The sequence below is a fragment of the Aureimonas sp. N4 genome (genome assembly GCF_001463925.1).
Taxonomy (GTDB): Bacteria; Pseudomonadota; Alphaproteobacteria; order Rhizobiales; family Rhizobiaceae; genus Aureimonas; species Aureimonas ureilytica_A.
The window spans coordinates 122,645-140,964 of the sequence record NZ_BBWS01000001.1 but is presented as its reverse complement, the minus strand read 5'-3'; the positions used below and the strand labels follow the sequence as shown (position 1 = coordinate 140,964).

The following is an 18,320-nucleotide window of genomic DNA, read 5'->3' as shown; positions in this document are numbered from 1 at the left end:
CGGCAAGGCGACCGCCCGCGATCCAAGACCGCAGGCCCGCTCGCAAGAGCGGTCTTCGGCTTCCCTCACCAACATCGGAGATCATCCATGAATCCCCATGACGCTTTCATCGTGCTGACCGGCGGCCCCGGCGGCGGCAAGACGAGCTTGATCGAAGCCATGGCCCAAGAGGGCTTCCGCACCGCGCCCGAGAGCGGGCGGGCCGTGATCCGTCAGGAAATGGCGCGCGGCGGCTCGGCTCTCCCTTGGGGCGACCGCGCGGCCTATGCGAAGGCCATGGCGGCGCGGGACGAAGCCGCCCACGCGGCCGCGTGCAGGGCAGGCGGCGTCACGATCTTCGACCGGGGCCTGCCGGACGTGCTCGGCTATCTCGCGCTCTGCGGCCTGCCCGTGCCGGATGATCTCGCCCGAGCCGCGCGTCGCCTGCGCTACACGAACCCGGTCTTCCTCGCGCCCTTCTGGCCGGAGATCTATGCCGGCGACGCCGAGCGGCGGCAGGACGCAGCGGAGGCCGCCGAGACCGCCCGAGTCATGCGCTGGACTTACCAAGGGCTCGGCTACGAGGTCACGGACCTGCCGCTCGCGCCGGTGCCTAAGCGCGTTCGTTTCCTGCGGGAGCGGATGAGGCTCTAGGAAGCCCGCTGACGCACGAGGCGCATGAGATGCTCCACATGGGTGATCGGAGCGTCCGGCGTGATCCCATGGCCCAGATTGAAGACAAGAGGGCCATCGCCCAGTTGATCGAGGATGGCGTTGACGCCGTCCTCCAGCGCCCGGCCGCCGGCGATCAGCCGCAGCGGGTCGAGATTGCCCTGCACGGCGCCGCCCTTTTGAAGCCGGCGCGCCTGTTCGAAGGGCACGCCCCAGTCGAGGCCGAGCGCATCGACGCCGGTCTTCTCGCGGTAGGTGTCGAGGAAAGCACCGGCCCCCTTGGGAAAGCCGATGATCCGGGCTCCCGGTACCATGGCGCGCAGGCGCTGCACGAGATAGCGCACCGGGGCGACGGCAAAGCGCTCGAAGCTTGCCTCGTCCAGAACGCCCGACCAGCTGTCGAAAATCTGCACGCAGTCCGCACCGGCCTGGAGCTGGCGGGCGAGATAGTCGGCGCTCATCTCGGCCAGCAGCAGGAGAAGCTCGTCCATCGCCTCGGGGTGCTCGTAGCCGAACAAGCGCGCGGGGGCCTGCGTCGGCGTGCCATGGCCGGCGATCATATAGGTCGCGACCGTCCAGGGCGCGCCGCAAAAGCCGATCAGCGCCGTCTCTTCGGGCAGCGCGGCGCGAATGCGCGCGACCGTCGCGATCACCGGGGCGAGATGCGTGTCGGCATGGCTGGGGTCGAGACCCGCGATCTCATGGGGCGCGATCGGGTCCATCATCGGTCCCTCTCCCTGAACGAAGCGCACGTTGCGCTTCAGGGCGTCGGGGATCACCAGAATGTCCGAAAAGAGAATCGAGGCGTCGAAGCCGAAGCGGCGGATCGGCTGAAGCGTCACTTCGGTTGCGAGTTCGGGATTGTAGCAGAGATCGAGAAAGCTGCCCGCCTTCGCCCGGACCTCGCGATATTCCGGAAGATAGCGACCGGCCTGCCTCATGAGCCAGACCGGGGGAGGGAAGACGGTCTCGCCGGCGAGGACGCGCAGAAGCTTTCGCTGTTCCATGAGGAGCTTTCCAGAAGGCTCGTCGCGAAGGCCGTCGAGCCTTGGCGCTGTGGGGTCGTGGTTCAGCCCCGGACATGGCGGGGAACGGGCGCTTCGTCCAGCCCCGCCCGAAGGGCAGGGGCTTCCTCGCTTCGCTTTTTCCGATGCGAAAGGCGGGCGGGATCGCAGATCCCCAGCCCGCTCTTCCAACAAAGAAAGTCTTATAGAAAAGGATTCTGATTCTATGAGTCGGTGGATACTGGTAATTCACAGAGCCCCGCAAACGGCGCGGTTTTGCGCCTTGGCCCAGGCGTTTGCGCAGGGTCGGATTCCCTCAAGGATTCCAACGCTTGGAGGTGGCGGGCCGGGAGTTTCCCCCCGTTTTTCACAAGCCCCGTTCCACAAGGCGTTAGCGGCCTTCCTCTGTGGATGAAACAGGGGTTTTCCCGACCCCCTCTGTGGGCTCGTTTCGCTTACCCAAGCTTGTCCCCGGTTGCTCACAGTGGGGCGAGAATCCCGGTCATATCGGGCCCGTGACCTTGCTCCGAAAGCCGATCGGAGTCCGTCTCGTCATGATGAACGATTCTTAACCACAATGGATCCCCGGCGCGTCATCTCCGCGTCACGGTGACGGAGCGATGACGGGGCCGGTAGAACAGCTCTTGTTCTCGGGCGTGTTCCGACTCTAGGAAGCGTCCAGATTTCAACGGGAAACGAGCCGCATGGGCAAGCCGATCGTCCTGGCCTCGGGCAGCGTGCACCGACGCGAGCTTCTGCAAAATGCCGGGATCGACTTTGCCGTCGATCCCTCGACGCTGGACGAGCGCGCGCTGGAAGCGCCGCTGACCGAAAGCGGCGCCACGCCCGAGGACGTCGCTCTGATCCTCGCCGAGGCCAAGGCGGCCGATGTCTCGGAGCGCCATCCCGGCGCGCTGGTGATCGGCGCGGACCAGACCCTGTCGCTCGGCGACGAACGCTTCCACAAGCCTGCCGACATGGAAGGCGCGCGCCGCGCGCTCCTGAAACTGTCCGGGCGCACCCATGTCCTGTCGAGCGCGGTGGCGCTGGTGCAGGACGGCGAAACGCTCTGGCGCCATGTCGATCAGGCGCGCATCACCCTGCGCGACCTCTCGCCCGCCTTTATCGGCCGCTATCTGGCCGAGGTCGGCGATGCCGCCCTCTCCAGCGTCGGCTCCTATCAGGTGGAGCGCCAGGGCATTCAGCTGATGGAGCGCATCGAGGGCGACTTCTTCACCATCATCGGCCTGCCCGTTCTGCCTCTCGTGGCCGAGCTGCGCCGCCGGGGGCTGGTCGATGGTTGAACCCAAAGCCTTCGTCACGGGTTGGCCGATTCATCATTCGCGCTCGCCGCTGATCCATGGCACATGGCTGCGCGAGCTGGGGCTTGCCGGCTCCTATGAGCGCATCGCGGTGGAGCCCGCCGCCTTTCCGGCCTTCCTCGCTAACCTCAGCGAAGCCGGCTTCATCGGCGGCAATGTCACCATCCCGCACAAGGAAGCCGCCTTTGCGGGCGTGGCCCGCCGCGACGGTGCGGCCGAGGCGATCGGCGCGGTCAACACGGTCTGGTTCGAGGGGGGCCAACTCGTCGGCGGCAACACGGACGCCTATGGCTTTGCCGCCAATCTGGACGAGCGCCTGCCCGGCTGGCGGGACGCCGAGGAGGCGCTGGTGCTCGGCGCGGGCGGCGCGGCGCGCGCCGTGGTTCATGCGCTGGCCGAGGCCGGCATCGGGCGCATTCGCATCGTCAACCGCACGCCCGAGCGAGCCGAGGCGCTGGCGGGCAGTTTCGCGCGGCCCGGCCTGGAGGTCGAAGGCGGCGCTGGAGCCGAGCGCGAGGCGGCGTGGCTGGCGGGCGCCGATCTTGTGGTCAACACGCGGCCTTGGGGCGCGGGCGAAGCCGAGCCGGACCTCTCGGCTCTTGCACAAGCCGCGCTGGTGACCGACATTGTCTATGTGCCGCTCGAAACCCCGATCCTCAGGGCGGCGCGGCAGCGCGGGCATCGGACAGCCGATGGCCTTGGCATGCTGCTGCATCAGGCGGTACCGGGGTTCGAGCGGTGGTTCGGCCGGCGGCCGAGCGTGTCGGAAGAACTGCGTCAGGCGCTTCTCGCCGATATCGAGGCCGCACGCTGAACCGGGCATGGCCCGACGCCGGATTTTCGTAACGATGCGGGCGCGTTTTCGCCCCGCTTCGACGCTTCGAAAGCCTGCGTCCATCTTTGGGGGCGATGCTCACGAGTTCCAGCGCGTTGGGGAGGGTCCACATTATGGACAATCGTAGTACCGCCTTTGCCGACCAGGGCGACATCTCCGACATCGAGACCGAAATCTCGGATGCGGAAGCGGCCATCGAGAGCCTGTTCGAAGCCTATGCGGCCGGGTTCGACGATTTCGACGCCGAGGCGATCCTCGCCTGTTTCCAGTTTCCGGTGACGATCTGGCAGTCCGGGCGTGGCAATGTCTTCAACGACGAGGAAGAGCTGGCCGAGAATGTCGATGCGCTGCTCGCCGTGTTCGAGCGCGAGGAGATCGTCCAGTCGCGCTTCGACATCGTCGAAGCGGCCGGCGACGACGGCGCGGCCTTCGCGGTGCTCGACTGGCGGCAGGAGCGTGACGACGGCGAGGCGGCGCTGGAATTTCGCTGCCGCTACGCTTTGGTGCGCGACGAGACCGGCACGGCTTGGCGGATCGCGCTCGCCGTGACGGAGTGATGTCAGCTTGATCCTCCTCGGGCTGACCGGCTCCATCGGCATGGGCAAGAGCACCACGGCGGCGATGTTCGCCGCGCGCGGCTGCCCCGTTCATTCCGCCGACGAGACGGTGCATCGCCTCTATGCCGGACGCGCCGCCCCGCTGGTGGAGGCGCGCTTTCCCGGCACCGCGCCCGGCGGCACGGTGGACCGTATCCGTTTGTCGTCGGCCGTTCTGAACGATGCAGCCGCGCTGCGCGATCTGGAGGCGATCGTGCACCCCTTGGTGCGCGAGGAAGAAGCGCGCTTCGTGGAGGAGGCGCGGGCATCGGGCGCATCCGTCGCTGTCCTTGACATTCCCCTCCTGTTCGAAACGGGCGGCGAGGCGCGGGTGGACCTGGTCGTGGTGGTGAGCGCCCCGGCCGAGATCCAGCGCGCGCGGGTTCTGGCCCGGCCCGGCATGAGCGAGGCGCGCTTCGAGGCGATCCTCGCCAAGCAGATGCCGGACACCGAGAAGCGCCGACGCGCCGATTTCGTGATCGACACCGGCAAGGGTATGGCCGAGGCCGAAGCCGAGGTGGATGCGATCCTCGCCCAGTTGCGGGAGACGGCCAAAGACCCCCTTGCGCCGGCGCGCCGATCGGCCGAGATGAAGGGGCAGGACAGACGGTCGGAACCTCTCTGACCATCTGGCCGGGGCGGCCCGGCAGGTCTTGTCCGCCCCGCTTCTGGCCAGCCCTGTCGATGCCGCCGGCATCGGCTGCGTTTGCTCCCCAGCGGGCCTAAAAGATCCCTCGCCGGCCCCTTCGTCGGCGCGTTGCCAGATAGCCTTCAAGGAACCTCCATGCGCGAGATCGTCTTCGACACGGAAACCACCGGCCTCGACTTCGAGCAGGACCGCGTCATCGAAATCGGCGGCATCGAACTTTGGAACCACATTCCGACGGGCCGTGAGTTTCACAAGTTCATTCGCCCGGACGCTCGCAAGGTCGATCCCGCCGCCTTCGACATTCACGGCATTTCCGACGATTTTCTGAAGGACAAGCCGGTCTTCGCCGAGATCGTGGACGAGTTCGCCGAGTTCTTCGAGGGCGCGGCGCTGATCGCGCATAACGCGGCCTTCGACATTCGCTTCCTCAATGCCGAACTGGCCCGTGTCGGCCGCCCCGCCATTCCGCCCGGCCTCGTGATCGACACGCTGCCCATGGCGCGGCGCAAGTTTCCGATGGCCCCCGCGACGCTGGATGCGCTTTGCTCGCGCTTTTCCATCGACACGACCAAGCGCGACAAGCACGGCGCTCTCGTCGACTCCGAGCTTCTGGCGCAGGTCTATATCGAGCTGATCGGCGGCCGGCAGTCGGCGCTGCGGCTCGACATGGACAATGACGGGCTGAACGACCGGGGCGTGGAGATCGTCCACTGTGCCGCCAAGCGCCCGGTGCCCCTGCCGCCGCGCCTGTCGGCGGCCGAAGACGAGGCCCATCGCCGCTTCATTGCCTCGCTCGGCGAGGGCGCGGCGTGGACCGCGCATCTGCCGCCCGTCGTGGAGGGCTGAGGCGAAAGGGCTCGAGGCGCGGTTTCTAGAGTTCGTCCGCTTCCACGCGGTTTCGCCCCGCCAGCTTGGCGCCGTAGAGAAGCGCGTCGGCGCAGGACAGAAGGCTCTGCGCCGAGATGCTGGGGCCACCGATCGCGGTGACGACGCCGAGACTCGCCGTGACGATCCCCGCTTCCGGCGACAGGTCGTGGGGAATGGCGAGCGCGGCGATGGCCGTTCGGATCGCCTCGGCGATGTCGCGGGCCTCCTCCGGCGGCGTGCAAGGCAGGATGCAGACGAATTCCTCGCCACCATAGCGCGCCGCCAGATCGACCGGCTTTCGCATCGCGGCGTCGATCGCCTGGGCGACCTGGCGCAGGCAGTCGTCCCCCGCGATATGGCCGTGATAATCGTTGAAGGCCTTGAAGTGATCGACGTCGAGCAGGATCAGCGAAAGCGGCTCGCCCGACTGCGCGTGGCGCTGAACCTCCTTCGCCAGGACCATATCGAAATGGCGGCGATTGGAAATCTCGGTCAGCCCGTCCGTGATGCTGAGCCGGTAGATTTCCTGGTGCAGGGCTTCCATCCGCGCTTCGGTCATCTTGCGCTCGGAAATGTCGCGCACGATGGCGCAATTATACTCCCGACCGCCGAAGCGGACATAATGCGCCGTGATCTCGATCGGAACGGCCTGGCCCGACTTGTTGGTGTTGGTGCTCTCGATCTTGATGACGCCGACCCGCTTCAGCTCCTCCCAATGGCGATACCAATAGGCCTCGTCCACATCGGGATCGACATCGCAGACCCGCAGCTGCGAGAACTCTTCCGCGCTATAGCCGAGAAGCCGTGTCGCCGCCTCGTTGACGAAGACGTAGCGCCCATCGGGATCGGCCCAGATCACCATGTCGGCCAAGGCATTGATCGAATAAAGCGCGAGCGCCGAGCGTTCGGCCGAGGCGTCCAGGCGGGCGGCCCCGTCGTCAGCCAAGCCGGTGCGATCGCCTTGGCGATCGGGGGACTCCATCATCACAACGTTCAGACGGGACAATCGACCCTCTCCGCCCATGGGTTAGATTGATCTTCACTAGGTGGCTACGCAAGGGAAGGGAAGCGGAATCCCGACTTTTTCGACACGTGAAACGTGTATGAAAAAGGCGCCGCCGGTGGTGTCACCGGGGCGCCTTTCCAATCGGGTCAAGCGATGGCGATCAGACCGTCTGGACCTGCGAGCGGGCGCGCTCTTCGGCCATGCGCTGCGTGAAGAGCGCGGCGAAGTCGATCGGGTCGATCATCAGCGGCGGGAAGCCGGCATTGCGCGTGACATCGGCGATGATCTGGCGCGCGAAGGGGAAGAGAAGACGCGGGCACTCGATGAAGAGAACCGGCAGCATGTGCTCCTGCGGGAAGCCAGCCAGACGGAACACGCCGCCATACTGAAGTTCCACGTGAAACAATGTCTCGGCGCCTTCGCCGGCCTGGGCGTTCAGCGTGAGCTTGACGTCATACTCGTTGTCGCCGTCCTGCACGGGGACCGCGCCGACATTGACGCCGATATTGATGCCGGGGGCGCGGGGCTGCGCGCGTAGGACGCCGGGTGCCTGCGGGCTCTCGAAGGACAGGTCCTTGATGTACTGCGCCAGGATGTTGAGGCTCGGGGCCTCCTGCTGCGGCTCGGCGCCGTTGACGCCGTTCTGATGGGTCTCGGACATGAGGTCCTTGCGGAGTTGACTGGAGAAGAAACGCCGTTGACTCCGGCGCAGCGGATGGGGGCTGCGCTACCACGGCGCCGGGTGCGAAAACAAGAAGGGGCGGTGATCCGCCCCTTTCCGCTTCGTCTCGAACAGCGGGAGCCGGGTCCGCTCAGTGCAGCGTCGGCTTGTCGTCGGGCTTGCCGTCCGGTCCGTTGGGGCGGCGGAAGGGCGCGTCGCGCTCCAGCTGAATCCAGGGGCTGGAGCCGTCGGCGCGGCGGGCGAACTCGCCATCCGTCAGGTCCACCACATGCGGGCGCACGGGCGGGCGGGCGCCATAGCCCGGCGCGGTGGTGACGGTGATGCGCCGGCGCAGGGCGCGCCAGACGAGATCGCGCACCGGCGGCAGGAAGAGCGCGAGGCCCACGATGTCGGACAGGAAGCCGGGGATGATCAGAAGGATGCCGGCCAGCGTGATCATCGCGCCATGCACGATCTCGCGCTCGGGCAGGCGGCCGGCCCGCGCTTCGGCCTGCGCGGCGCGCAGCGTCGAAAGCGTCTGGCGCTTCAGAAGGCCAGCGCCCACCACCACGGACAGGATCACCAGAAGCAGGGTCCAGCCGATGCCGATATGGCTGCCGACCCAGATGAAGGTGCCGATCTCCAGAAGCGGCAAGGCCAGTAGGATGACCGGAACAAGGATCAGCGGCATGGCGGGTCGAACTCTCCTCCTCGAAAAGCGGGTGCCGTTTGCCGGGATCATTCCCGAGCTTCGGCGGCCCGCTGGACAGGAGAACACATAAGACGCGTTTTCGTGAATTTGAATGCACGGCCCGGTGTCTCTATATGCTGAGTCGATCAAGTCTTCTTGCAGGGTAGATCCGGCTTCATGGGTTTCGGGACGATCTTTTTCATCGTGGTGGCGGCCGTGGTGCTGTATCAGCTCCGCAGCGTGCTCGGCCGTCGTACGGGCCATGAGCGCCCGCCCTACGACCCTTACTCCCGCACCAACGACAATGCCGTGGGGCGGCCCGAGGGCAATGTCGTGACGCTTCCCTCGCGCCGCGTCCCGGCCGAAGAGCCGGCCAATCGCTACGAGGCGATCGACAAGGCTGCGCCGATCGGCACGCCGGCCAATGAAGGTCTGCGCCGGATTCAGGACGCCGATTCCACGTTCGACATCGAGCAGTTCCTCAACGGCGCGCGCACGGCCTATGAAATGGTCGTGACGGGCTTTGCCGATGGCGACCGCAAGCTTCTGAAGAACCTTCTTTCGCCCGAGGTCTATCAAGGCTTCGAAACCTCGATCAACGAGCGTGAGGCGAAGGGCGAGCGGGTGCAGTCCTCGTTCGTGGGCATCGACAACGCCACCGTGGTCGCGGCCGAGCTGAAGGGCCGCGAGGCCTTCGTGACGCTGCGCATCGTCTCTCAGCTCATCTCCGCCACGCTCGGCCCCAAGGGCGAGGTGGTGGACGGCGACCCCGAGACGGTGGCCGAGGTGCGCGACGTCTGGACCTTTGCCCGCGACACGCGCTCGCGCGATCCGAACTGGAAGCTGGTGGAAACCGAATCCGAGGAGTAGACCCCTCGGCAGTTCAAGGTTTCGACGCCATGTCTCCTCCCGATCTGCCGCCCTGGCGGCTCCTGTCCTTCGAGGCGATGCCCGACTGGCCGGCTGTCGATCCGACGCCGGCCTTTCTGGCGTTTTCACGCTCCGCTCCCGCGCTTCTCTCCGCAGAGGCCGGCGCGCGGGGGGAGCCGTTTCGTGCGGCGGCCGAGGCGGCCTTGCGCGATCCCGCCCGAACCCCTGACGAGGCCCGGCGCTTCTTCGAGCGCTTCTTCCGCCCGGCGCGCTCTACGGACGATGCGCCGGGTTTCCTGACCGGCTATTACGAGCCCGAGCTTCCCGCCTCGCGCATGCGCTCGCCGGCCTTTCCCGTTCCGCTCTACCGCGCCCCGCCTGATCTCGTGCGCTTGCCCCCATCCGAGCCGCTGCCCGAAGGGCTGGACGATGCGCAGGGCTTCGCGCGGCTGGATGCCTCTGGCCGCCTCGTGCCCTATCCCGACCGCGCGGCGATCGAGGATGGCTGGCTGTCGGCGCAGGGGTTGGAACTCGTCTGGCTGGCCGACCCCGTGGACGCCTTCTTCGTTCATGTGCAGGGCTCGGCCCGGCTGCGGCTGCAGGACGGCTCCACCCTGCGCGTCGGCTACGCCGCCAAGAACGGGCACCGCTTCACGGCGATCGGCCGCGTGCTGGTGGCTGAGGGCGAATTGCCGCTGGAAGAGGCCGATATGGCCGGCATCCGCCGCTGGCTCGCCGCGCACCCGGAGCGCGCGCCGGCCCTGATGCGCCGCAACCGCTCGTTCATCTTCTTTCGCGAGATCGAGGGCGCGGACCCCGAGGCCGGGCCAATCGGAGGGCAGGGCGTGTCGCTGACCCCCATGGCCTCGCTCGCGGTGGATGCCGGGCTCACCGCCTATGGCACGCCGATCCTGGTGGATGCGCCCGAGCTGATCGCGGAAGGCGTGCCCTTTCGCCGGCTCGTCATCGCGCAGGACACGGGCTCGGCCATCATCGGCGCGGGGCGCGGCGATCTCTTCACGGGCTCGGGCGAGACGGCGGGTACGCTCGCCGGGATGATCCGCCATTCCGCGCGCTGGACCGTCTTTCTGCCTCTTAGCCTTGGCGAAGCGCCATGAAGAAGCGCCGCTCCCGCTCCCTGTCGCAGGAGGAGGCCCGGCTCTGGGTCTCCATCGCGCGCACCGCAACGCCGCTCAAAGGCAAGGGCCTGCCCGACCTGCCGGAGGAGGAGATCGCGCCACCTCCCCCTCCGCCGCCCGTGCATCCTAAGCCACCCACCACCAAAACCCGCGTGCGCGCCGATATGGATCTGCCGCAGGCCTGGAGCGCGCCGCCCAGTGCCGCATCCGGCCCCGCGCCCTCGGCTCCCTCGCGCCTGCCACCACTGCATCCGATCGAGCGGCCCGTCCGGCGCAAGATTGGCAAGGGCCGCATCGCGCTGGACGATCGCATCGACCTGCATGGGCAGACCGAGGCGACGGCCCACGGCATTCTCCTGTTCTTTCTTCGGCAGGCGCAGGTCAGGGGGCTGCGGCATGTGCTCGTCATCACAGGGCGCGGCGCGTCCTTCGGCTCCACCGGCACGTTGAAACGCGCCATGCCGCACTGGTTCGCGACCGGTGAATTCCGCTCGCTCGTGGCCGGCTACGAGCCCGCCGAGCGCGGCCATGGCGGCGAGGGGGCCTTCTATGTCCGGGTGCGCCGGAAATGACCCCTTTCGGTGAAAAGCTGCGGGAGCTGCGCCGCGAGCGCGGCATCACGCAGGGCCAGATGGCGGCGGCGCTGAACGTCTCCTCCGCCTATCTCTCGGCGCTGGAACATGGCCGGCGCGGTCGCCCGAGCTGGGATCTTCTCCAGCGCATCATCGGCTATCTCAACGTCATCTGGGACGATGCCGAAGAGCTTCAGCGCCTCGCCGCCCTGTCGCATCCCAAGGTGACGGTGGAGACGGGCGGGCTCAGCCCCGAGGCGACGACGCTCGCCAACCGGCTGGCCGAGACGATCGGCACGCTCGCACCCGAAGATATTTCCGCGCTTCTGGCGCATCTGGAAGAGGCCGCCGCGCGCGCAGAAATCTTGCGGCGGGCGCGGCGTCAGCGCCGTTGAAAGGCTGATCGGCAAACCGTGGTGATATGTGCGGCGGGCTCTCTCCGCTGTCGACCTCGCCTGACCGAGGGGCGGAATCTCGAGTTGCTCAGCGATGCTGGGGGAAAGCCACGCACTCCCCGCAAACCCGATCCGGGTCGGACGACCTGTCGCAGCCTATCACGATCTCGCGATGCAACCGGGTTCGACGAGGCTCCGTTAGCTCCCTCATGATGTTCGAGGCCGCGCCGACCCGTGGCGGCCGGACTTCCGTCGGGACAATTCCATGCGCAATCTTCTTGGCCCATCCAGCCTTCGCGCGCGCCTGCGCCTTGCACCGGCGCTCGTCACCCTTGCTCTCGCGCTGGCCGGTCCGGCTGCGGCGCAAGGCTCGGGCGGGGAGGGGCAAAGCGGAAAGGGTGAGGCCGAGAAAGCGTCTGGCGTCGAGCTGCCGCTGATCGGCCGAGTCGAACTGCCCGGCTTCATGGCCGGCTGGTTCGGCGGTGAGGAGGAGAAGCAGAAGGGCGGCGGGCAGGCCGAGCGCGAGGGCGGTGACCAGAAGGGCGAGCCGCCCGCCGTGATCGTCCAGCGCGTCGAAACGCGTGCCGTGGGCGACACGTTCGAGTTCATCGGCACGATCCAGCCGATCGAGAAGGTGGCCGTGCGCGCCCGCGTCGAGGGCTATATCCAGGATGTCGCCTTCAATGGCGGACAGCAGGTGAAGCGCGGCGATCTCCTGTTTCAGATCGAGCCCGCGCAATACGAGGCGGCCGTGCGCGCAGCCGAAGCGCAGCTTTCCGGCGCGCAGGCGACGCGCAATCAGGCCCAGCGCAATTTCGACCGGCAGAACGAACTGGCGCGTTCGGGCGTCACCGCTCGCGCCACGCTGGAAGACGCGACCGCCAATCTGGAAAATGCCGAAGCCCAGCTTCTCCAGGCGCAGGCTTCGCTGACGCAGGCCCAGCTGAATCTGTCCTACACGCGCATCGAGGCCGCGATCGACGGCGAAATGTCCGCGCCGCTCATCACGCGCGGCAATTACGTCTCCGCGACCAGCGGCGATCTCGCGGTTCTCACCCAGATGAACCCGATCTGGGGCGTCTTCCCGATCGGCGAGGATCAGCTCGTCACCTGGCAGCGCGTCGGGCCGCAGCAGGCCGATGAAACGCCTGTGGCGAGCGCCCGGCCCAATGGGCAAGCGAGTGGCGAGGACCAAGGCGACGCGGCAGCGGGCGGGGAGGACATGGTCGCCTCGTCCGAAATGACCTCCTCCACGGGCGGCGAGGGCGCAGCGCCCATCGCCACGGCCGCCGGCACGGGCGCGGCCGGTGCGCCGCCTTTGCCGGACGGCGCGCAAACGGTGAGTGCCACCGCCAATGCGTCCGACCGGGCGGTCGCGACGGACTACCGCCTTCAGCTTCGCCTGCCGAACGGCGCGCTCTACGAGCCGCCCGGCCGCTTCGATTTCGTCGGCAACAGCGTCAACCAGACGACGGGAACGGTGGAAGCGCGCATCCGCTTTCCCAATCAGGGCGAGTTCCTGCTGGCCAACCAGAACGTGACGCTGGTGGCGAGCGAGCGCAACCCGCCGACGCTGCCCGTCGTGCCGCAGGCCGCGATCCAGTTCTCGCGAGAGGGACGCGCGGTGCTCGTCGTGACCCCGGACAATGGCGTCGAGCGCCGCCCGATCGAGGTCGGCCGCACGATCGACAATATGAGCGCCGTGACCAAAGGCCTGAACGGCGGCGAGACGCTGATCCTGCGCGGCTCGGCCAAGGTCAAGGAGGGTACCAAGGTGCGCCCCGTGACGCAGCAACAGGCCGAGGCGGAAGCGCAGGCCCGCCGCCAGACGCGCCAGCCGTCCGAGGGCGGCCAAGGCACGGAAGGCGAGGGCGCGGGAGGTAACGGCGCTGCGGCCGGTGGCGGCAGCGGGACCGAGGGCGGTGCGTCGTCGGGTTCGTCCGCTTCGGGCTCGTCCGCCCGATGATCTCCGATCTCTTCATCCGCCGCCCGCGCCTTGCCGGCGTCATCTCCATCGTCGTGGTTCTGGCGGGTCTCCTGGCGATCCTTGTCCTGCCCGTTTCGCAATATCCCGAGATCACGCCGCCGACGGTGAGCGTGTCCGCCAACTATCCCGGCGCCGATTCCACCGTGCTGGCGCAGGCCGTGGGCGATCCGCTGGAACGCGCCATCAACGGTGTCGAGGACATGATCTACATGTCTTCGACCTCGACGGATTCGGGCACCTATTCGCTCTCCATCACCTTCGCCATCGGCACCGACCCCGACATCGCGCAGGTCAACGTGTCGAACCGCGTGCAGCTCGCCACCGCGCAGCTTCCCGAAGCGGTGACGCGCCAAGGCGTCACGGTGCGCTCGCGCTCGCCCAACTTCCTGATGGCGGTCGCCTTCTTCTCCGAAGGCGGGCAGATTTCGACTATCGATATCGGCGCCTATCTCTCGTCCGACGTGGTGACCTCGCTTCAGCGCGTGGAGGGCGTCGGCGACGCCAATGTGCTGGGCAATGCCGATTATTCCATGCGTGTCTGGACCGATCCGGCCCGCATGGCCGCGCTTTCCATCGCCCCGTCCGACATCACGGCGGCCATTGCAGCCGAGAACCTGCCGGCCTCCACCGGCCAGATCGGCGGCGCGCCCGCGCCGGACGGTCAGGCCCTCGTCTACACGATCACCTCGCAAGGCCAGTTGAACACGCCCGAGCAGTTCGAGAACATCGTGGTGCGCGCCGAGCCCTCCGGGGCCATTGTGCGGCTGAAGGATGTGGCGCGGGTCGAGCTTGGCTCGGAGAGCTACGCGGTCAACACCTATGTCCGCGACAATCCGGGCAAGACGATCCAGATCAATCAGGCGCCCGGCGCCAACGCGCTCCAGACCGTCACCGCCATCCGCGCCGAGCTAGACCGGCTCCAGTCCTCCTTCCCGCAAGGGCTGCAATACGAGATCATCTACGATTCCACGCAATTCGTGGATGCGACGATCCATGAGATCGTGCTGACGCTCGCCATCACCGCCGTGATCATCGTGGTGGTGGTCTTCGTCTTCCTGCAGGACTGGCGCTCGACGCTCATTCCCGCGCTCGCGATCCCCGTGTCGCTGATCGGCACCTTCGCCGTTCTCTTGGCAATCGGCTTCACGATCAATGTCATCACGCTTCTGGCGCTGATCCTCGCCATCGGCCTCGTGGTGGACGACGCCATTCTGGTGGTCGAAAACGTCCAGCGCGTCATGACCGAGCGAAAGATCGACCGCGTGGAGGCGACGCGTCTCGCCATGCGCGAGATCACCGGGCCGATCGTTTCGACGACCCTTGTGCTGCTCGCCGTGTTCCTGCCGACCACCTTCCTGCCCGGCCTGTCCGGCCAGCTCTATCGCCAGTTCGGCATCGCGCTGTCGGTCTCGATGGTGCTGTCCTCCATCGTGGCGCTGACCCTGACGCCCGCGCTCACCGCCGCCATGTTGCGCCCGCCCAGCGCCGCCTGGGGTCCGCTGCGCTGGTTCAATGTCGGTCTCGACAAGACGCGCAATGCCTATGCGCGCTCGGTCGGCTTTCTGGTGCGCCGCGTGCTTTTGGCGCTCGGCGTGCTCGCGCTCGGCTTCGCCATCGCCTTCGTCTCCTTCGTCAACCTGCCCTCGACGCTCCTACCGGACGAGGATCAGGGCGCGATCCTGTTCGACGTGTCGCTGCCCGACGGCGCTTCGCTGCAGCGCACGACCGAGGCCATGCTGGAGATCGGGGACATTCTTTCGCAGACGGAGGGCGTGAACGCCTATGTGCTGAATGCCGGCTATTCGCTGCTCCAGTCCTCGCAGCGCTCCTCCGGCGGTCTCGGCATCGTTACGCTCAAGCCTTGGGGCGAGCGGCGCGATCTCTTCGCCATTCTGGCGGAACTCAATGGGCGCTTCGCCGCCATTCCCGGTGTGCAGGTGGCGGCCTTCCCGCCGCCGCCGATCCCCGGCCTCGGCTCGGTCGGCGGCTTCACCTTCGAGCTTCTGGCACAGCAGGGGCAGGACCCCGCCGAGGTGGCGCAGGTCGCCAGCGCCTTCGTGGCGGCGGCCAACGAGCGGCCCGAGATCGAGACCGCCCGCACGACGTTCTCGGCCGACGTGCCGCGCCTCTACATGAAAATCGACCGCGACCGCGCGCAAACGCTCGGCCTCAGCGTCTCCGACATCTACAACACGGTCGGTGGCGCCATGGGCGAAACCTATGTGAACCAGTTCATCTATCAGGGGCAGATCTTCCAGGTCCGCCTTCAGGCCGAAGCCGACGCGCGCACCAAGACGGCCGATATCGGCCAGCTCTACGCCAAGAACTCAGGTGGTGAGATGGTGCCGCTGCGCTCGCTCGTCTCGGTGGACACGACCTTCGGCCCCTATTCCGTGCCGCGCTTCAACCTCTTCACCGCCCCGCAGATCACCGGTCAGCCGGCTGCGGGCTATTCTTCGGGCGCGGCGCTGACCGCCCTCGAAGAGGTGGCGCGCGAGACCCTGCCGGCGGGATACAGCTATCAGTTCTCAGGCACGTCCTATCAAGAGCGGCAGGCGGGCTCGGTCACCTATCTCGCCTTCGGTTTGGCCTTCGTCTTCGCCTATCTCTTCCTGGTGGCGCAGTATGAAAGCTGGCTCCAGCCGCTGACCGTCATGCTCTCCATCGCCATCGCGGCGGCGGGCGCGGCGGGGGCGCTGGCCCTGTTCGGCCAGACCTCCAACATCTATTCGCAGATCGGCATGGTGATGCTCATCGGCCTGGCCGCCAAGAATGCCATTCTGATCGTGGAGTTCGCCAAGGAGCGGCGCGAGCTGGACGGGATGGAAATCACTGAAGCCGCGATCACCGGCGCGCGCCAGCGCTTCCGCGCGGTCCTGATGACGGCACTGGCCTTCATCCTCGGCCTCGTGCCGCTGGTGACGGCGAGCGGCGCGGGCGCGGCCTCGCGCAACGCGATCGGCATCGCCTCGATCGGCGGCATGTTGGCCGCGACCATGATCGGCATCTTCATCGTGCCGGCTCTCTTCGCTCTGTTCGAGCGGCTGGGCGAAGGGCGGGGCGGCAAGTTCTGGGGACGGGAGAAGAACCGCGCCAAGGACCGGCGTGATCCGAACGAGCGTCTGCCCTGGCATTTCGGGGCGCGCGGCAAGGATAAGGAAAAGGCTAGGAGCGAAGGCGGCACGGCGGTTCCGGCCGAATGACGGAGCGAGGGCCGCCTCAACGCACCCCCATGCCCGCCATGCCCGCCATCCCACTCCTGCCCCTTCCACGTCTGCCGGGTTCGCGCCCGGCGCGCACGCTCGAAACGCGGCGGCTTCTGGACGACATCACGCCGCTCGCCCCCGGCCGCGGCCGACCCGCGCCTCGCCATGGGCCGGATCGCACCGCACCCATAGAGCCGCGCAGCATCGCCGTGGTCGGCAATGCGCCGGAGGCGGGGCGGATCGGCGCGGCTGTGGACCGGGCGGACTGGGTGATCCGCTTTAACAATGCACAGGGCTTCGGCGGCGCGACGGGGCGCCGGCTCACCCATCTCGTTCTCGTGAATTTCGGCGGGCAGACGCGCGAGTGGCTGGAGGATATGAGCTTCCACCGCCGCGCCGCGGTTCGGCACGCTCAAGGCTTCCTTCTGCCGATTGATCCCGGAATCGAGGAGCGCCGCCGCCCGACGCCCTTGGCCGAGAAGCGGGCGGGAGGCGAGCATGACTGGACGCCCGAACTCTGCGCGCGGCTGAGCCTGCGCGGCGCGCCGGTCTGGCTCTTCAACGATCCGCTGTTCTTCGCCGCCCGCGCGGCTTTAAGCTGCGAGGGCGGGCGCGGGGATGGGGTGCCGAGTTCGGGCTTTCTGGCGCTCTACTGGCTGTTGAGTCGCCTGCGGCGCGTGAGGTGGACCATCGATGTCTATGGCTTCGGCTTCGCCGGCTGGGACGGGCATGACTGGGCAGCCGAGCGGCGCTGGGTGGAGCGGCACGAGCGGGAAGGCCGGCTGCGCCTGCATCCGCTGCGGTCGGCCTGACTATTGCGGGAAGATGGCGCGCAGGTCGTCCAGCTTCTCGTTCACGAGCCAGCCGTAATAGTTTTCTTCGGGCATCCGCGCGGGCTGGCCGCTCGCCTGCCGCCGGATATTTTCCGCCTTCAGCCGTCGCGCTCGGGTGATCGGGTCGCCGACATTGTAGAGCGTCGCGGTGATGCCGGGGTTCTTGGAAATGTCGAAGCCGGCGATCTCGCGATACTTGTCGATCGAGGAGCGGATCACCGCCGCCATGTAGTGAAGCGACTTGTCGGGGTCCATGATCGCGGCATAGACCTCGCCCGCCCGGTTCATCTCGATGTCGGGATAGCCAGAGACGCGATGCACGATATCGGACACGGCCAGCGCCGTCATCGGGTTGATCTGGCCGAGGCCGAAGGTCTGCCCGGCATAATAGGGCTGGAAGAAGACCGCGCCGAAGCGATTGTCGGGGTAGGAGCGCCCGTCCACTGTCTTGCCCCGGAAGCTCTGCTCGAAGACCTGCTCGCGGCAGCTCCACAGCGCCTCGTCGCCCTTGGCGCGCTGGCAGCGGTTGAACTCGGGCCGCGCCACGAAGCTTTCCACCGACTCCCCCTTGTAGGAAAAGTCGATGCCGGAGTTCAGATAGGACATGGCCTTGACGTAATAGGTCTGAATCCGGTCCAGCGCGTCCACATTGAACGTGTGCTCGCCGACCAGCGCGCCGGCGATATGGATCGGGTCGATCCCATAAAGTTTAGCGGCCGAGCGGATCTTGTTCTGAAGGTCGCGATTGGTCGCGAGAAGGTCGTGGATCTTCTGATATTTGGACGCGAAATTGCCGCCCGTCGCGGCCGTGCGCGTATAGGAGAAGCTCGGAATGGCGGGCTGCGTGGCGTTGCGATTGCCCGGCGGAACCGTGACGACGGACTGCGCCTGAGCGGGGTGAGCCAGCAGGAAGCCCGCCAGAAGCGCGGCGAGAAAACGGGACATGGATCGACCTTCGATCGGACAGGCCTGCCTATCCGCATGGTTTGCGGCGAGCGTGAGGCGACCGGGCTGTCTTAGATCAAGACGTCGCCGC

Annotated in this window: 18 protein-coding genes; 13 read left to right on the top strand and 5 right to left on the bottom strand. The window is 67.4% G+C overall.

Annotated features, from left to right (window positions below):
* The first annotated feature begins 87 nt into the window (after positions 1-87).
* Positions 88-633: an AAA family ATPase gene (locus AUL28_RS00630; protein ID WP_062230223.1), complete on the top strand. Its 546-nt coding sequence runs from the start codon at positions 88-90 to the stop codon at positions 631-633.
* On the opposite strand, the gene hemE is transcribed toward AUL28_RS00630, so the two are convergent.
* Positions 630-1,658, bottom strand: a complete 1,029-nt coding sequence (hemE, locus tag AUL28_RS00625) for a uroporphyrinogen decarboxylase (protein WP_062230221.1) — start codon at positions 1,656-1,658, stop codon at positions 630-632. The genes AUL28_RS00630 and hemE overlap by 4 nt on opposite strands.
* A 701-nt stretch (positions 1,659-2,359) precedes the next feature.
* Between hemE and AUL28_RS00620 the strand changes: the two genes are divergently transcribed.
* The 5 genes from AUL28_RS00620 to dnaQ all read left to right on the top strand — a co-directional run bounded on the left by AUL28_RS00620 (position 2,360) and on the right by dnaQ (position 5,903).
* Entirely contained in the window at positions 2,360-2,959 is a 600-nt protein-coding gene (locus AUL28_RS00620; RefSeq protein ID WP_062230219.1) for a Maf-like protein, read from the top strand.
* The gene (locus AUL28_RS00615; protein WP_062230218.1) at positions 2,952-3,791 is read left to right on the top strand and encodes a shikimate dehydrogenase; all 840 of its coding nucleotides are present in this window, start codon (positions 2,952-2,954) and stop codon (positions 3,789-3,791) included. The genes AUL28_RS00620 and AUL28_RS00615 overlap by 8 nt, the downstream gene beginning before the upstream one ends.
* Positions 3,792-3,925: 134 nt before the next feature.
* The gene (locus tag AUL28_RS00610) at positions 3,926-4,369 is read left to right on the top strand and encodes a hypothetical protein (RefSeq protein WP_058635910.1); all 444 of its coding nucleotides are present in this window, start codon (positions 3,926-3,928) and stop codon (positions 4,367-4,369) included.
* Between the two features lie 7 nt (positions 4,370-4,376).
* On the top strand, positions 4,377-5,033 hold the full coding sequence (gene coaE / locus AUL28_RS00605; RefSeq protein WP_082640142.1) for a dephospho-CoA kinase: 657 nt from the start codon (positions 4,377-4,379) through the stop codon (positions 5,031-5,033).
* A 159-nt stretch (positions 5,034-5,192) separates the two neighbouring features.
* Positions 5,193-5,903, top strand: coding sequence for a DNA polymerase III subunit epsilon (dnaQ, locus tag AUL28_RS00600; RefSeq protein WP_062230216.1), 711 nt, complete (start codon positions 5,193-5,195; stop codon positions 5,901-5,903).
* Positions 5,904-5,928: 25 nt separating this feature from the next.
* Here dnaQ and AUL28_RS00595 read toward each other — a convergent pair whose 3' ends face one another.
* The 3 genes from AUL28_RS00595 to AUL28_RS00585 all read right to left on the bottom strand — a co-directional run bounded on the left by AUL28_RS00595 (position 5,929) and on the right by AUL28_RS00585 (position 8,282).
* Positions 5,929-6,930, bottom strand: a complete 1,002-nt coding sequence (locus AUL28_RS00595) for a GGDEF domain-containing protein (protein WP_244493364.1) — start codon at positions 6,928-6,930, stop codon at positions 5,929-5,931.
* A 160-nt stretch (positions 6,931-7,090) separates the two neighbouring features.
* The gene (gene secB, locus AUL28_RS00590) at positions 7,091-7,591 is read right to left on the bottom strand and encodes a protein-export chaperone SecB (RefSeq protein ID WP_058602218.1); all 501 of its coding nucleotides are present in this window, start codon (positions 7,589-7,591) and stop codon (positions 7,091-7,093) included.
* 151 nt (positions 7,592-7,742) lie between these two features.
* Positions 7,743-8,282 carry an FxsA family protein gene (locus AUL28_RS00585; protein ID WP_058635908.1) on the bottom strand — a complete coding sequence of 180 codons (540 nt, stop codon included), beginning with the start codon at positions 8,280-8,282 and terminating at the stop codon, positions 7,743-7,745.
* 177 nt (positions 8,283-8,459) lie between these two features.
* Here AUL28_RS00585 and AUL28_RS00580 point away from each other — a divergent pair, with 177 nt between their 5' ends.
* From AUL28_RS00580 to AUL28_RS00550, 7 genes are all read left to right on the top strand, one after another.
* Positions 8,460-9,152, top strand: a complete 693-nt coding sequence (locus tag AUL28_RS00580; protein WP_062230214.1) for a Tim44/TimA family putative adaptor protein — start codon at positions 8,460-8,462, stop codon at positions 9,150-9,152.
* A 29-nt stretch (positions 9,153-9,181) separates the two neighbouring features.
* Positions 9,182-10,270: a murein transglycosylase A gene (mltA, locus tag AUL28_RS00575; RefSeq protein WP_062230211.1), complete on the top strand. Its 1,089-nt coding sequence runs from the start codon at positions 9,182-9,184 to the stop codon at positions 10,268-10,270.
* On the top strand, positions 10,267-10,863 hold the full coding sequence (locus AUL28_RS00570; RefSeq protein WP_062230209.1) for a Smr/MutS family protein: 597 nt from the start codon (positions 10,267-10,269) through the stop codon (positions 10,861-10,863). The genes mltA and AUL28_RS00570 overlap by 4 nt, the downstream gene beginning before the upstream one ends.
* The gene (locus AUL28_RS00565; protein WP_058602223.1) at positions 10,860-11,258 is read left to right on the top strand and encodes a helix-turn-helix domain-containing protein; all 399 of its coding nucleotides are present in this window, start codon (positions 10,860-10,862) and stop codon (positions 11,256-11,258) included. The genes AUL28_RS00570 and AUL28_RS00565 overlap by 4 nt, the downstream gene beginning before the upstream one ends.
* Positions 11,259-11,523: 265 nt before the next feature.
* Positions 11,524-13,224: an efflux RND transporter periplasmic adaptor subunit gene (locus AUL28_RS00560; protein ID WP_062230207.1), complete on the top strand. Its 1,701-nt coding sequence runs from the start codon at positions 11,524-11,526 to the stop codon at positions 13,222-13,224.
* Positions 13,221-16,448, top strand: a complete 3,228-nt coding sequence (locus AUL28_RS00555; protein WP_062230205.1) for an efflux RND transporter permease subunit — start codon at positions 13,221-13,223, stop codon at positions 16,446-16,448. Before AUL28_RS00560 ends, AUL28_RS00555 begins: the two co-directional genes overlap by 4 nt.
* Positions 16,449-16,477: 29 nt before the next feature.
* Positions 16,478-17,263 (top strand): hypothetical protein, encoded by a 786-nt coding sequence (locus AUL28_RS00550; RefSeq protein ID WP_062230203.1) that lies wholly within the window; start codon positions 16,478-16,480, stop codon positions 17,261-17,263.
* Here the strand turns inward: AUL28_RS00550 and AUL28_RS00545 are convergent, their stop codons facing one another.
* Positions 17,264-18,229 (bottom strand): DUF1402 family protein, encoded by a 966-nt coding sequence (locus tag AUL28_RS00545; RefSeq protein ID WP_062230201.1) that lies wholly within the window; start codon positions 18,227-18,229, stop codon positions 17,264-17,266.
* Positions 18,230-18,320 lie beyond the last annotated feature (91 nt).

Bases quoted from the DNA above. Each gene is read 5' to 3' on its own strand.
- hemE (WP_062230221.1), bottom strand. From the start codon at position 1,658: ATGGAACAGCGAAAGCTTCTGCGCGTCCTCGCCGGCGAGACCGTCTTC.
- dnaQ (WP_062230216.1), top strand. From the start codon at position 5,193: ATGCGCGAGATCGTCTTCGACACGGAAACCACCGGCCTCGACTTCGAG.
- AUL28_RS00550 (WP_062230203.1), top strand. From the start codon at position 16,478: ATGCCCGCCATGCCCGCCATCCCACTCCTGCCCCTTCCACGTCTGCCG.
- AUL28_RS00620 (WP_062230219.1), top strand. From the start codon at position 2,360: ATGGGCAAGCCGATCGTCCTGGCCTCGGGCAGCGTGCACCGACGCGAG.
- AUL28_RS00545 (WP_062230201.1), bottom strand. From the start codon at position 18,229: ATGTCCCGTTTTCTCGCCGCGCTTCTGGCGGGCTTCCTGCTGGCTCAC.
- AUL28_RS00580 (WP_062230214.1), top strand. From the start codon at position 8,460: ATGGGTTTCGGGACGATCTTTTTCATCGTGGTGGCGGCCGTGGTGCTG.
- AUL28_RS00555 (WP_062230205.1), top strand. From the start codon at position 13,221: ATGATCTCCGATCTCTTCATCCGCCGCCCGCGCCTTGCCGGCGTCATC.
- AUL28_RS00585 (WP_058635908.1), bottom strand. From the start codon at position 8,282: ATGCCGCTGATCCTTGTTCCGGTCATCCTACTGGCCTTGCCGCTTCTG.
- mltA (WP_062230211.1), top strand. From the start codon at position 9,182: ATGTCTCCTCCCGATCTGCCGCCCTGGCGGCTCCTGTCCTTCGAGGCG.
- AUL28_RS00560 (WP_062230207.1), top strand. From the start codon at position 11,524: ATGCGCAATCTTCTTGGCCCATCCAGCCTTCGCGCGCGCCTGCGCCTT.
- AUL28_RS00610 (WP_058635910.1), top strand. From the start codon at position 3,926: ATGGACAATCGTAGTACCGCCTTTGCCGACCAGGGCGACATCTCCGAC.
- AUL28_RS00565 (WP_058602223.1), top strand. From the start codon at position 10,860: ATGACCCCTTTCGGTGAAAAGCTGCGGGAGCTGCGCCGCGAGCGCGGC.
- secB (WP_058602218.1), bottom strand. From the start codon at position 7,591: ATGTCCGAGACCCATCAGAACGGCGTCAACGGCGCCGAGCCGCAGCAG.
- AUL28_RS00615 (WP_062230218.1), top strand. From the start codon at position 2,952: ATGGTTGAACCCAAAGCCTTCGTCACGGGTTGGCCGATTCATCATTCG.
- AUL28_RS00630 (WP_062230223.1), top strand. From the start codon at position 88: ATGAATCCCCATGACGCTTTCATCGTGCTGACCGGCGGCCCCGGCGGC.
- AUL28_RS00570 (WP_062230209.1), top strand. From the start codon at position 10,267: ATGAAGAAGCGCCGCTCCCGCTCCCTGTCGCAGGAGGAGGCCCGGCTC.